This is a genomic window from Erwinia sp. HR93 (genome assembly GCF_034555055.1).
GTDB classification, from domain to species: domain Bacteria; phylum Pseudomonadota; class Gammaproteobacteria; order Enterobacterales; family Enterobacteriaceae; genus Apirhabdus; species Apirhabdus apintestini.
Window position 1 is genome coordinate 1,500,667 of the sequence record NZ_JAXUDP010000001.1, and the last position, 13,825, is coordinate 1,514,491.

Annotated in this window: 10 protein-coding genes and 1 riboswitch; of the genes, 2 read left to right on the top strand and 8 right to left on the bottom strand. The window is 57.1% G+C overall.

Going from position 1 to position 13,825, the window contains the following annotated elements; genetic code table 11:
- Positions 1–232 precede the first annotated feature (232 nt).
- Complete coding sequence (polB, locus tag SFA31_RS06970; RefSeq protein WP_322837326.1) at positions 233–2,593, bottom strand: DNA polymerase II; 2,361 nt, start codon at positions 2,591–2,593, stop codon at positions 233–235.
- Between the two features lie 473 nt (positions 2,594–3,066).
- Between polB and SFA31_RS06975 the strand changes: the two genes are divergently transcribed.
- Complete coding sequence (locus SFA31_RS06975) at positions 3,067–3,840, top strand: DedA family protein (RefSeq protein ID WP_322837327.1); 774 nt, start codon at positions 3,067–3,069, stop codon at positions 3,838–3,840.
- A 138-nt stretch (positions 3,841–3,978) separates the two neighbouring features.
- Here SFA31_RS06975 and thiQ read toward each other — a convergent pair whose 3' ends face one another.
- The 4 genes from thiQ to sgrR all read right to left on the bottom strand — a co-directional run bounded on the left by thiQ (position 3,979) and on the right by sgrR (position 9,062).
- Positions 3,979–4,677, bottom strand: coding sequence for a thiamine ABC transporter ATP-binding protein ThiQ (gene thiQ / locus SFA31_RS06980; RefSeq protein WP_322837328.1), 699 nt, complete (start codon positions 4,675–4,677; stop codon positions 3,979–3,981).
- Positions 4,661–6,271 (bottom strand): thiamine/thiamine pyrophosphate ABC transporter permease ThiP, encoded by a 1,611-nt coding sequence (thiP, locus tag SFA31_RS06985; protein ID WP_322837329.1) that lies wholly within the window; start codon positions 6,269–6,271, stop codon positions 4,661–4,663. The genes thiQ and thiP overlap by 17 nt, the downstream gene beginning before the upstream one ends.
- Positions 6,247–7,230, bottom strand: coding sequence for a thiamine ABC transporter substrate binding subunit (gene thiB, locus SFA31_RS06990; protein WP_322837330.1), 984 nt, complete (start codon positions 7,228–7,230; stop codon positions 6,247–6,249). The genes thiP and thiB overlap by 25 nt, the downstream gene beginning before the upstream one ends.
- Positions 7,231–7,264: 34 nt before the next feature.
- Positions 7,265–7,365, bottom strand: a riboswitch (TPP riboswitch).
- Between the two features lie 35 nt (positions 7,366–7,400).
- Positions 7,401–9,062 carry an HTH-type transcriptional regulator SgrR gene (sgrR, locus tag SFA31_RS06995; RefSeq protein ID WP_322837331.1) on the bottom strand — a complete coding sequence of 554 codons (1,662 nt, stop codon included), beginning with the start codon at positions 9,060–9,062 and terminating at the stop codon, positions 7,401–7,403.
- A gap of 415 nt (positions 9,063–9,477) precedes the next feature.
- On the opposite strand from sgrR, the gene SFA31_RS07000 reads away from it, so the two are divergent.
- Positions 9,478–10,602 (top strand): MFS transporter, encoded by a 1,125-nt coding sequence (locus tag SFA31_RS07000; protein ID WP_322839320.1) that lies wholly within the window; start codon positions 9,478–9,480, stop codon positions 10,600–10,602.
- Between the two features lie 107 nt (positions 10,603–10,709).
- Here SFA31_RS07000 and leuD read toward each other — a convergent pair whose 3' ends face one another.
- Genes leuD through leuB form a run of 3 tightly spaced genes read right to left on the bottom strand, consistent with a single transcriptional unit; the run spans position 10,710 to position 13,824 of the window.
- Positions 10,710–11,315, bottom strand: a complete 606-nt coding sequence (gene leuD, locus SFA31_RS07005) for a 3-isopropylmalate dehydratase small subunit (RefSeq protein ID WP_322837332.1) — start codon at positions 11,313–11,315, stop codon at positions 10,710–10,712.
- Between the two features lie 14 nt (positions 11,316–11,329).
- Entirely contained in the window at positions 11,330–12,730 is a 1,401-nt protein-coding gene (gene leuC, locus SFA31_RS07010) for a 3-isopropylmalate dehydratase large subunit (RefSeq protein ID WP_322837333.1), read from the bottom strand.
- A gap of 2 nt (positions 12,731–12,732) precedes the next feature.
- Positions 12,733–13,824: a 3-isopropylmalate dehydrogenase gene (gene leuB / locus SFA31_RS07015; protein ID WP_322837334.1), complete on the bottom strand. Its 1,092-nt coding sequence runs from the start codon at positions 13,822–13,824 to the stop codon at positions 12,733–12,735.
- Position 13,825: the final 1 nt, after the last annotated feature.

Below are 13,825 nucleotides of genomic sequence, written 5' to 3' on the forward strand. Positions count from 1 at the left end.
TTTCATCTCTGTTACCCAGGATGCTATCCCGGCTGCACGGTACCGCACGCAGGCTAAGGGATAACGCTAACAGAAATGCCGTCATGGGATGATGCCAGGAAACTATCAGGCGCCATCTTCCAGTGCTGGAGAGTACGATTTTTATCCCGCCGTATCCGGCAGGCGCTATCAAAATGGGCTAAGAGCAAGGAAAGGGCGTTATGGTACTGGATGGCAGGGCGTTCGTCACCTGTCAAAATAGCCCCAGTTGCCCGGTAATCAGTGTAGCAAAATCTCCCTCGACAAAAGGCAGTATCCCTTCGGCAACCGGCTCCAGTTGCCGAGTCAAATAATGCTGATAATCGATAGGCGAACGCAGATAATCCAGCGGCTCCGGGCCGTTAACCGTCCAGAGATATTTAATGGCACCGCGGTTTTGATAGCGGGCAGGGCGCCCCAGGCGCCGGTTCTCGTCATCGGCCAGTCGCGCCGCGCGCACGTGCGGCGGCACATTGCGCTGGTAGTCATCAAGCGGGCGGCGCAGTTGCTTGCGATAGACAAGCCGATCGTCCAGTTCCCCGGCCATTAAACGCGCGACGGTTTCGCGTGCGAACGCTTCCCATGGCTCTTTGCGAAAGATCCGCTGGTACAGCCCTTGCTGAAACTGCTGGGCCAGCGGCGTCCAGTCGGTACGAACGGTTTCCAGCCCCTTAAATACCATGTGCTCGCCGTCTTTATTACGGATCATGCCCGCGTAGCGCTTTTTGCTGCCGGTTTCCGCGCCGCGGATGGTGGGCATTAAAAAGCGGCAAAAGTGGGTTTCAAACTCCAGCTCTAACGCGCTATCGAGCGCGTAAGCGTCGCGCAGGTGTTTACACCACCATTGGTTGACGTATGCCACCAGCGCGCGGCCTGTTGCACAGGCACTGGCCTCATCGTGCGGCGTTTTGAGCCAGACGAACGTTGAATCGGTATCGCCATAAATAACTTCGTAGCCCTGTGATTCAATCAGAGCCTTGGTTTGGCGCATAATTGCGTGGCCGCGCATGGTGATAGACGAGGCGAGGCGCGGATCAAAAAAGCGGCAGGCGCTGGTGCCTAATACGCCGTAAAACGCGTTCATCATAATTTTCAGCGCCTGGGCGAGCGGCCTGTTTGCCTGGCGTTTTGCGGCCTCGCGGCCCTGCCACAGTTCGGTCACGATGGCGGGCAGGCAGTGTTTTTGGCGGGAAAAATGGGCATCCAGGAAGCCCTCGACGCTGTGCGCGGCATCGGGGTGTGCCAGGCCTTCGATAAGTCCGACGGGATCTATCAGGAAGGTACGGATTATTGAGGGATAAAGGCTTTTGTAATCCAGCACCAGCACTGAATCGTACAGGCCGGGGCGGGAATCCATGACATAGCCACCGGGGCTTGCCTGCGGCGGGATGCTGCCCATATTAGGTGCTACGTAACCGGCGCGGTGCATGCGAGGAAAATAAAGGTGGCTGAAAGCCGCAACGGAGCCGCCGTGGCGATCGGCCGGCAGGCCATTAATGGCGGCGCGCTCAAGAAGAAAGGGGAAAAGCTCCGTATGCTGGAAGATGCGGGTTACCAGCTCGCAATCTTTCAGGTTGTAGACCGCCAGCGCGGTTTTTTCTTCTGCAAAACGGCGGTCGATTTCATTCATGCGCTGCCAGGGATCGTCGATAGCTTTTCCTTCGCCAAGCAGCGTTTGTGAGACGTTTTCCAGTGAGAAAGAAGGGAAATTCCAGAATGCGGATTTCAGCGCGTCTATTCCGTCGATAATCAGCCTGCCCGGCGCCTGCGCGAAGTAAACGCCGGGTTTAAAACCGTGCTCGCGCCATTCAAGCGGCGTGGCGCCGCGCCCCAATAATAGCGGAACGCCGTAGCGCTCAGCCTGCCGCTGCAGCACCTTCAAATCAAACTGAATCACGTTCCAGCCGATAAGCGCGTCCGGGTCGTGGAGCGCGAACCATGCATTGAGTTTTTCGAGTAGCTGAGGGCGGCTAGAGACGTAATGAAGCTCAAAATCCACCTCGCGGGTTTCTGATGTGGGCGGCCCCAGCATATAAACGGTGCGCTGGCCGCAGCCTTCAAGGCCGATGCAATAAAGTTCGCCGTAGCGGCTGGTTTCAATATCCAGCGACGCCCATTTCAGCGATGGCCGATACTCAGGCGCGCTTTTCAGACGCGCCTGAGTAATGGTATCCCGCTGTACCTCACCGCTGACGTAAACCGGGGCATTAATAAACCGTTCCATCAGATAGCGCTCCGGCGGGCGAATATCGGCTTCGTAGACGGTTATTCCCCCGTCGCGCAGGCGCTTTTCCAGGCGCATTAATTGCCGATGCTGCCGGGTGTACAGCGCGCAGACGGGGCGGCGCTGAAAATCGCACAGTGAGAGTGGCGCAAGGCGCCAGTTTTTTTCATCCGCTAATAGGCTTTCGGCCTGGGCCTGCTGTTCGGCGGGAATAAACGCTACGGATTCCTGGGGGGCGGTGCTGACATAGCGCGGGCCATTATCCGTCGCCAGCCAAAAGGAAACGACGGTGCCCTGGGGGGTATCCCGCCAGTGGCGGGTCAAAATAAAGCCGCTATGCGTTTCGTTCACACACTTTTCTCGCTTACCCATTCTTCCGGCTGAGTATAACCGGTTTTCACACTGTTATCTGGGGTTTTATACAGTAATGTCGGCGTCGGGCCAGTACTGAGAATCGGGATGCTGAACCGTGGGTGGTGCGAGATGTAAAGCGTGTGGAATATAAAAGGGATGCTCAGAATCGATAAAAAACAAAAAGGGATTGTCAGGAGCGGGCCGCGCTTTATCCAGAAAAGCCGGATGTCCGATGCACTTCGCGCTCGTCGGGCAGCGCTGCCGTAACAGAGCCGGGTAACATTCACGGCTTTCCTGTGATAGCAGCTCGTTCACCAGCGGCTGGCATCAGCCGTTAGAAATACGTACGCGCTGTGAAAACATTTTCAGGCGCGCCGTATGCCAGGTATTTATCCCGTTTTCGGCAAGGCGCTTGACGCCTGCGCGGGCAGCCCGGAGAATCGGCTCTCTGATGGTTTAACGGGCGCATTATGGAAGCATTGCTGGAACACGTGATTACACAGTCAACCGCATGGTCGCTGGCTGCGGTATGGCTGGTCGCTTTTTTTGAATCTCTGGCGCTGGTTGGCCTGATTATGCCTGGCACGGTGGTGATGGCCGCGCTCGGTGCGCTAATCGGCAGCGGTAAAGTTAATTTTTACCAGGCGTGGTGCGTGGGCATCACCGGCTGCCTGCTGGCGGACTGGATCTCGTTCTGGCTGGGGCGGCGCTTTAAAACCCCGCTGCATAACTGGTCATTTCTGAAAAAGCAGAAGGCCTGGCTGGATAAAACCGAATATGCAATCCATCAGCACAGCATGGCGACAATTCTAATCGGGCGTTTTATTGGCCCAACCCGGCCGCTGGTGCCGATGGTCGCGGGCATGCTGGATTTACCCATTCGTAAATTCATTCTGCCTAACATTATTGGCTGCATACTCTGGCCTCCGTTCTATTTTCTGCCTGGGATACTGGCAGGCGCGGCGATTGATATTCCTTCCGATATGCAAAGCGCCGGGTTTAAGTGGCTATTATTGGCCGCGGCTGCGATTCTATGGCTGGCAGTATGGCTATGCTGGCGCTGGTGGCGCGCCAGGAAGTCAGCTACCGGCGCGCTGGCGCGCTGGTTGCCGCAAAACCGACTGCGCTGGCTGGCACCGCTGGTGAGTGTCGTCGCATGTATTGCGCTGGTAGCCGTTTTTCGGCACCCGCTAATGCCGATTTATGGCGCTATCCTGTGGCATGTTTTGAGCGTTGTTCATTAAAAACACGGGCTGGTACTTGCCAAAAAACACCGAGCGCGGCAGGCGGCCTCGGTCAGCGCGCCGGGCCTGGCTCTCACCGTGCCGGTTTATGCTCCGTGCGCCGCAGCCAGTGCGGCAGGCGTTGCTCGCTCGCGCCGTTTAACGCGCAATGCCCAGCAGGGCAGAAGCGGCGACTTCCCCGGCCGCCAGGCGGGCAGTTTCGCCGTCCCAGACAATATTCCCTTCATTAATGACCAGACTGCGCGGGGCGATACGCAGCGCATCATCCAGATTGTGAGAAACCATTAATAGCGTGATGTGCCGGGTCTGACACAGCTCGTCCACCAGCGACAGCATTTCAGCGCGCAGCGCGGGGTCGAGCGCGGAAAACGGTTCGTCCAGCAGCAATATCGGGCGCTGGCGTATCAGGCAGCGCGCCAGCGCCGCGCGCTGACGCTGCCCGCCGGAAAGCGCCTCCGGTAGCCTGTCGAGTAATTCGCTAATTCCCATGCGCCGGGCGATTTCTGTGACCTGTTGCTTCTGAATCGCATTCAGGCGCAGGCCCGGATGCAGCCCCAGCCCGATATTTTGCCGCACCGTCAAATGTGCGAACAAATTATTCTCCTGAAACAGCATGGAGACCGGTCTTACGGACGGCGGCGTGTGGGTGTGACAGGTGCCATCCAGCGTAATTGAGCCGCGCGCTGGTGTAAGAAAACCGGCTATCAAATTGAGCAGCGTGCTTTTTCCGGCGCCGCTTGGGCCGAGCAGCGCTATCTTTTCGCCACGCGCCGCGCGTAGCGTAAAGTGCATTGGCATCGTTTGATATTGCCAGCAAAGATCAGTTAGCGTCAGCATGGCGTCCGGACAGGCCCTCCATCAGAATAAACAGTAAAAAGCAGAGCGTAAGCAGCAGCAGCGCGGTGACCGCGCCGTCGTGGCTGCGGTAAGCGCCAATCTGCTGATACAGATAAAAAGGCAGCGTGCGAAATTCCTCATTGCCAAACAGTGCGACCGCGCCGAAATCCCCAAGTGAGAGCACGCAGGCGAAAGCGAGCGCCTGAGATAACGGGCGACGCAGGGCGCGCATTTCCACTATCCACAGGCGACGCGGGCCGCGTAGCCCCAGTGAGGCGCACAGTGGCCCGTAGCGCGCCGCCGCATCGCGCATCGGCGCTTCCAGCACTTTAAGCGCGTAGGGCGTCGCCATCAGTGCATTCGCCATAATCACTACGCCGTCCGCGGAGTCCGGTAAACCGATGCTATTCGTGAGCAGCAGGAAAAAACCGGTCGCCAGCACGATACCCGGCATCGCCAGTATTAGCATGCCGCTCATTTCCAGCGTTTGCCCCGCCAGCGGATGTCGGCGCAGGCGCAGCTCTCTGGCGCTCCACAGGAGCATCAGGGTCAGGCCCAGGCATACGATTGCTGCGGCGACCGCGATGCGCAATGAGGTCCATGTCGCCTGCCACAGAGCCGGATGACTCAGGGCGGGTAACAGTGCGCCGCGCAGCCCGTCAAATACAACCGCAAGCAGCGGAGGCAGTATCAGCAGTAGCATCAGCAAGATAATGATGGCATCCCATAGGCGGCTTATGCCCGCGTCCTGCGGGTCTCGCCAGTAAGCGGCAATGCCGCGCTCATTACTCACTGAACGGCCCAAATATTGGCCCAAAGCAACCAGCCCCAAACAGCAAAGTATTTGCAGCAGCGCCAGCAGCGCGGCGCGCCCGGGATCGAAGTCGTAGCTAAGAGCCTGCCAGATGGCCAGCTCAATAGTAGTGGCGCGCGGGCCGCCGCCCAGCGTTAGCACAACGGCGAAACTGGCGAAACACAGCATAAATATCAGGGCGGCGGCGGGCGGCAGCCGACGCTTCAGCTGCGGCCATTCAATAAACCGGAAAAACGCCCAGCCGCGCATATTAAGCTGTGCCGCAAGCTGCCGCTGTTGAGGTGGGATACTTTCCAGCGCCAGAAGTAACAGGCGCGTCGCCATCGGCAAATTGAAAAAAATGTGCGCCAGCAGGATGCCCGTTAATCCATAAACAGGAAGGCGCCATTGAATGCCAAAGAAACTCAGAATCTGCGCCAGCCAGCCCTGATGGCCATAGACCGACAGAATCCCGAATACGGTGACCAGCACGGGTAATACCAGCGTCATGGCGCACAGTTGTATCAACAGCCGACGCCCGGGAAAGCGGCGGCGGTAAAGCGCCCGCGCCACCGGCACCGCGGGAGCCACTGAGAGCAGCGTTGAGAGCAGCGCCTGCCAGAATGAAAAACGCACGATGTGCCACAGATAGCTGTCATGCCAAAGCGCCTGAATATCCAGGTTCGGTGCTGCCGCGCATAGCGCGCCCAGAGCCGCAATAGCGACCAGCATAATCAGCCCGGCAGCGCAAATCCCCGATGCCAGCCAGCCCGGAATTAGCGGCTGACGGCGCGTTGCCATGCCTGAATCCACGCGGCGCGCTGCTGGTTAACCTGCTGGGGAGAATACTCCAGCGTCGTGGTCGGGCGCTTCAGGGACTGGAATCCTTCTGGCAGGGCGATATCGGTAACCGGGTACATCCAGTTACCGGTCGGGATTGTCTTCTGGAAATCAGGCGTCAGGATGAAGCGCATGAACTGACGGGCAAGTTCAGGCTGTTTGCTGGATGCCAGCTGTGCGGCGACTTCTACCTGTAGATAGTGCCCTTCGCTGAAGGCGGCGGCGGCATACCGACCGCTGTGTTCTTCAATGAGGTGATAGGCCGGAGAGGTGGTGTAACTTAGCACCATATCCGCTTCGCCTTTCAGGAATAACCCGTAGGCTTCGCTCCAGCCTTTGGTGACGGTGACGGTTTTACGCGCCAGTTTTTGCCACGCCTGCGGGGCTTTATCGCCCCACACTTTTTGCATCCATAACAGCATTCCCAGCCCGGGCGTGCTGGTGCGAGGGTCCTGCAGAATAACGCGCCAGCGCTGGGGGCTGTCGATAAGCTCGTGCAGGCTGGACGGTGGATTTTTCAGACGCGTTTTGTCATAAACGAAGGCGAACCAGCCGTAATCATAGGGAAGAAAGATATCATCATGCCAGCCGCCGGGCAGGGTTAGCCCATGGGGATCTACGCCGCTGGAAGCAAACAGGCCGCTCTGGCGCGCGGCGTCGAGCAGGTTATTGTCCAGCCCCAGCGCGACATCGGCGCGACCGCGTTTTCCTTCCATTTTCAGGCGATTAAACAGAGACACGCCGTCTTCCAGCGCGACGAATTTCAATGTGCAGTCGCAGCGGGCCTCAAAGGCTTTTTTGACGGCGGGTCCAGGGCCCCATTCTGCGGCAAAAGCGCTGTAAGTGTATACGGTAAGCTGAGGTTTGGCCGCGACGGGCAGTGTGACGATTGTCAGGAGAAATAGCAGTTTTTTTAACACTTTGCGCTCCATACTTAGCAAGATGGGGCAAAGGAGTTTGAGTAGCCTCAAATCCCTTCGCCGGCGTTATCCGGATCAGGTTCGACGGGTGTTATCTCAGCGCGCAAAAGTGTTGCGGCACCCCGTTGAGCAAGGCGCATTGTAATAACTTTGTGACAATCGCGAAAGGGCTATGATTCCGGTGGTGAAAACCAGGCGGATTTAAAATCGAACCAGCCCAGCGTATTCATGCGCACGCCCCGCATGCTGCGGCTGCCCTGCAGCATTAGCCAGTGATGGATAAGCGGCAAAATAGCGCCTTCGGCCAGCAACTGTTTGCACCATTCCGGCAGCGGCAACTCGCCCGCCCGCCACTGGCGCGCTTCTTCTTTCCAGGCTCCGGGAATGCAGCGCTGCAATAGCGGCAGTTCATATAGATGTGCAAACAGAGAAAAGTTAAGCGGCAGCGTAAAATTAGCGCTGTTGAGCCAGAGATCGCTGACGACATCGCCGCGATGCCAGGCGTCGTAATCCACTTCCTGTACCTCAAGCGTCACTTGATGCTTTGCTAATAGCGCGCTCATAATATCGCTTAAAATATGGTGTTCGGCGTGTTCGCGATAGAAAGTCAACCGTATACGCGACAGGCCTTCCGGCTTTTCTACCGCCTGGTGCATAACGGCGTGATGCCAGCGGGGGATAAGGCCCCACGCGGGAAACCAGTAGCGCTGATATTGTTCGCCGGCCTCGGCAATCAGCCGCACCGGCGACAGAATATGGGCTATCCACCGGCGCGCGGCGAGGCTGGCGCCGGTGGCAGAGCGCGCATCGAACAGAAGATAGTAACAGCCTTCTTCCAGCCGGCTCTCCATGGAAGGCTCATCCGTTTCTCTGCCGCCGTCAAGCTGCACGCCGCAGCTTAAATCATCGCTAATTTCCGGAAGCACCCAAAAGTTAACTTCATCGATCAGCGCCCGATAGCCGAAATAGTCGTCGAAGGCGTGGATTTTTAGCTGGCTGGAGCTGTTGCGGGCTACGGCATACGGGCCAGTGCCAATAGGTTTGCGCGCGAAATCCGCAATCGTGGGCCACTCCTGCGGCAAAACCATCGCGCTAACGTGCCCCATTAACCACGGCAGCCAGCCGTCGGGCTGGTGTAAATGGATATCCAGGGTCCACGCCGTTGGCGAATGAATGCGGGCGATGTGCGCGTAGAGCGGTAATGTACAGGCGCGCCCAAGCGTAGATAACACATCCTGCATATCCAGTTCTCGCCCGTGATGAAAACGGATGCCTGGGCGTAAATAAAAGCGCCAGTGCAGCGCGCTGATTTGCTGCCAGTGATGGGCGATATCCGGTTCGGCTTCCCCGTTTTCCTCATTTATACGCGTAAGTCCGTTAAACAGTTGGCGCACAATATGCGTTTCCGAACGGCGCAGGGCGCTGCCGGGCAGCAAATTCTGCAGCGGGCGATAGTACAGAATGCGTAAAATATGCCTGCCCTGACGAAAGCTGCGCCCCAGATGCGCCGCGATCATCTGCCGCACCGCGTCTTTATTGCCTACAAGCTGCACCAGTTGGTCAATTCTATCCTGTTCCAGCAGGTCTTCGGCACGCTCGCGCTGGAGCGCCGGCCCGGTGCTCAAAAACGTTAGACGTGAGCGTTTACCTCTCCCTGGCTCCGCCTGCCAGCTAAGCCAGCCGTTTTCCTGCATGGTGTTAAGCAGCGTGCGCATATGCCGCCGTGAGCAGTTAAGCAGAAGCGCCAGTTCGCTGAGCGTTGTGTTATGGGATTTTCCGTCGCAGTATTGCCACAGGCGGATAAACTGCTGCTGAAGCCGGGGCGAAGACATAAAAGGGGAACTCCCGCGCATAAAGTTATCAATATTTCTTCCTCTATATTAAGGCAATAATACGTCCTGATGAAAGCAAGGCATTGTCTGGCTGACTTAAACCGCCGCAACGGTGGGGGAGCGCTGAGGCACAGCCGGTGCGGACATCAAGTGTGACTGAGTATTGGTGCCCAACTTTCACCGGCCGACGGTAGATTACCGCCGGCTTTTTTCGTTTATGATACGCAGCACGCCGTTTATTTTTGGCTTTCGTCATCGGGTTGCTTATCGTGCGCAAATTGCGCTCGGCGCGGCATACCGCGTGGCGCAAGGCAGCGCGCGATGCATCATGAAGATGTGGCGCTAATCATCGGGAGTCTACGTGAAATTAAAAACCGGGAACGGTATCCGATTTAATGCCGTTTCGTTAGCCTTTATGGCAACCGCTTTTATGCTAGGCGTGGCTGGCGCCCTGCAAATGCCGACGCTCAGCCTCTTTTTAACCCGTGAAGTAAAAGCATTACCGTTTCAGGTAGGACTGTTTTATACGGTAAATGCCATAGCGGGAATTGTCGTTAGCATGACGCTGGCGCGCCGCTCCGATCGCAGCGGCGATCGGCGGCGTTTAATTTTGCTGTGCTGCACGATGGCTATCGCTAATAGCCTGCTGTTTGCGTTTAGCCGTCATTATTTGGCGCTAATTACGCTGGGAGTATTGCTGGCGGCGCTGGGAAATACGGCGATGCCGCAGCTTTTTGCGCTGGCTCGCGAGTATACCGATAGCCGTTCGCGGGAAGCGGCAATGTTCAGTTCAGTGATGCGCGCCCAGCTTTCGCTGGCGTGGGTGATTGGTCCGCCGCTGGCCTACATGCTGGCGCTAAATTATGGCTTTACCGTGATGTATACCGTGGCGGCAACCGTGTTTGTGGTAAGCCTGGTGCTGATTTTGATGGCGCTGCCTTCGGTGCCGCGCGCAGCGGGTGGAACCGGTGGGTCGCTGAGTCAGGTCGCCGTCTGGCGTAATCGCGATGTCAGAACGCTGTTCGGCGCTTCGGTTTTAATGTGGGCCTGCAACACTATGTATCTTATTGATATGCCACTATGGCTGAGTCAAAGCCTTGGTTTGCCGGATAAACTTGCCGGGATCCTGATGGGCAGCGCTGCCGGGCTGGAAATTCCGCTGATGCTGCTTGCCGGCTATTTTGTGAAGCGCACCGGTAAGCGCAGGATGATGATTGGCGCCGTGAGCGCGGGGGTGATTTTTTATCTTGGTTTATTGGCATTTCACACTAAACCGGCGCTTATCGCGCTGCAGATTTTTAACGCCGCCTTTATCGGCATTATCGCGGGTATTGGCATGCTATGGTTTCAGGATTTAATGCCCGGGCGCGCCGGTGCGGCGACCACGCTATTTACCAATAGTATTCTCACGGGAATGATTCTGGCTGGGTTGCTACAGGGATTACTGGCGCAAAATATGGGCCACGCGGCGGTTTATCCGGTGATTGCCGGGCTTGCCGTTTTGGCGCTGTGGATGACGTTTCGGGTTAAAGAAGCCTGATGCCAGGCGCAGATTATTTGCAGACCAAATCTGCCCGGCAGTTGCGCCCTATTGTTCGCTATGCTGTGAAGCTATAGCGAACAATAGGGCGGGATTCAGCTTGTCTATCAGGCCATAAACGCCGGTTGGCGCTCTTCCCAGGCGGCGATGTCGGTTTCGTGTTGTAGCGTCAGCCCGATACCGTCCAGCCCGTTGAGCAAGCAGTGCCGCCGGAAGGCATCCAGAGTGAAGGCATAGTTTTTGTTGCCAGCCCGCACCACCTGTTGTTCTAAATCGACATCAAAGCAAATTCCCGGTTCAGCCTGCGCAAGCTGAAACAGTTCGTCTATCTCACTTTCTTTTAGCGTTACCGGCAGTAACTGGTTGTTAAAGCAGTTGCCATAAAAAATATCTGCAAAACTTGGGGCGATAATCACGTTAAATCCGTAATCGGTTAGCGCCCAGGGGGCGTGTTCCCGAGAAGAGCCGCAGCCGAAGTTTTCCCGCGCCAGCAGGATGGAGGCGCCCTGATACTCGGGGCGGTTCATAATAAAATCGGGATTCGGGCGCTGCCCGTTATCGTCCAGAAAGCGCCAGTCGTTAAATAAGTGCGCGCCGAACCCGGTGCGGGTAACCTTTTGCAAAAATTGTTTGGGAATAATTGCGTCAGTATCTACATTCGCTGTATCCAGCGGAACCACCGGCCCGGCGTGTTGGGTAAATTTCTCAGCCATGATTATTCCTCCCCTTATTTCAGTGTACGGATATCGGCGAAGCGGCCCGTCACCGCGGCGGCGGCGGCCATTGCCGGGCTGACCAGATGCGTGCGCCCGCCGCGCCCCTGACGTCCTTCAAAATTACGGTTGCTGGTGGACGCGCAGCGCTCTCCAGGGTTCAGACGGTCGTTATTCATCGCCAGGCACATCGAGCAGCCGGGCAGGCGCCATTCAAAACCGGCATCAATAAAAATTTTATCCAGCCCTTCCGCTTCGGCCTGTGCTTTCACCGGGCCGGAGCCGGGAACTACCATTGCCTGAACGCCGGGTGCGACTTTGCGGCCCTGAGCGATGGCGGCGGCGGCCCGCAGATCTTCAATGCGCGAATTGGTGCAGGAGCCAATAAATACTTTATCGATGGTGACATCGGTCAGCGGTACGCCCGGCTGCAGCCCCATATACGCCAGCGCTTTTTCCGCTGAAGCGCGCGCCACCGGATCGCGGAACGATTCCGGCGCGGGAATGCTGTCGCTAACGGCGATAACCTGACCGGGATTGGTGCCCCAGGTTATCTGTGGCGCAATCTCTTCGGCGGCCAGCGTGATGACGCTGTCAAACTGCGCGTCGCCGTCGCTTTTCAGCGTGCTCCAGTGGGTGATGGCGTCTTCCCAGTGCTCGTCTTTTGGCGCGTGGCGGCGCCCTTTCACGTAGTTAAAGGTGGTTTCGTCCGGCGCGACCAGACCTGCTTTGGCGCCCATCTCAATGGCCATATTGCACAGCGTCATACGGCCTTCCATGCTTAAGGCGCGGATTGCCGGGCCGCAAAACTCGACAACGTAGCCGGTACCGCCGGCGCTGCCGATTTTACCGATGATTGCCAGTACAATGTCTTTTGCGGTGATCCCCGGTGCGGCGGTGCCGGTAACTTCGATTTTCATGGTTTTTGCGCGGCCCTGCTTCAGAGTTTGCGTCGCCAGCACGTGTTCGACTTCCGAGGTGCCAATACCGAACGCCAGCGCGCCGAATGCACCGTGTGTGGCGGTGTGTGAATCGCCGCAGACGATAGTCATGCCGGGCAGCGTAATTCCCTGCTCTGGCCCCATAACGTGGACGATGCCCTGCCAGGGGTGGTTCAAATCGTAAAGCTCGACGTTGAATTCCTGACAGTTTTTCATCAATTCTTGCATTTGAATACGCGCCATTTCGCCGCTGGCGTTGATGTCTTTGGTTTGCGTGGAGACATTATGATCCATGGTCGCAAAGGTTTTTTCCGGCCTGCGCACGCGGCGTCCGTGAGCGCGCAGCCCATCAAACGCCTGCGGAGAAGTTACTTCATGCACTAAATGTCTGTCGATATAGATAATCGGGGTTTCGCCCGCCGCCTCGTGAACCACGTGCGCGTCGAATAATTTTTGATATAACGTTTTAGCCATGGTTACGCCTCGTCTGCGATATAGCGAGCGATGATATCGCCCATTTCCTGAGTGCCAATGCCCTGGCCGTCTTGTGCCAGGTCGCGGGTGCGAATGCCTTCCGTCAATACGCGATTTATCGCGCGTTCAATACCTGATGCCGCCTCGTCTTCATTCAGGCTGTAACGCAGCAGCAGCGCCAGTGACAATATTTGGGCGATGGGATTAGCAATATCTTTTCCGGCGATATCCGGCGCAGAGCCGCCCGCTGGCTCATATAAGCCGAACCCCTGTTCGTTGAGGCTGGCGGACGGTAGCATGCCCATCGAGCCGGTTATCATGGCGCACTCGTCGGAGAGAATGTCGCCAAACAGGTTGGAACACAGCAGCACGTCAAATTGCGAAGGATCTTTTATTAACTGCATTGCGGCGTTGTCGATATACATATGCGACAGCGTAATATCCGGATAGTCAGCTGCGATTTCACTGACAATTTCCCGCCACATAACGGAAGATTGCAGCACGTTGGCTTTATCAATTGATGTAACTTTACCGCGACGTTTGCGCGCTGATTCAAAAGCGATGCGGGCGATACGCTCGATTTCAAAACGGTAATAGACTTCCGTATCGAATGCTTTTTCGTGTAAACCGCTGCCTTCGCGGCCCTTAGGTTGCCCGAAATAGATGCCGCCGGTTAATTCACGCACGCACAGAATGTCAAAGCCCCGCCCGGCGATGTCGGCACGCAGCGGGCAGAAGCTTTCCAGCCCGGGGTACAGCCGCGCGGGGCGCAAATTGCTGAATAATTTAAAATGCTTGCGCAGCGGCAGCAGGGCGCCGCGTTCAGGTTGTTCATTGGGCGGCAAATGTTCCCATTTAGGGCCGCCGACGGAGCCAAACAGCACGGCATTCGCCCCGGCGCAGCCTTCCAGCGTCGCGGGCGGCAGCGGCGAGCCGTGGCTGTCGATGGCGATACCGCCTACGTCATACTCACTGGTGCTGATAGTTAACTGAAAGCGGCGGCGAACGGCGTCCAGCGCCTTGTGTGCCTGTGCCATGACTTCGGGACCAATTCCGTCTCCCGGCAGGACGGCTATATGATAATTCCTGGACATA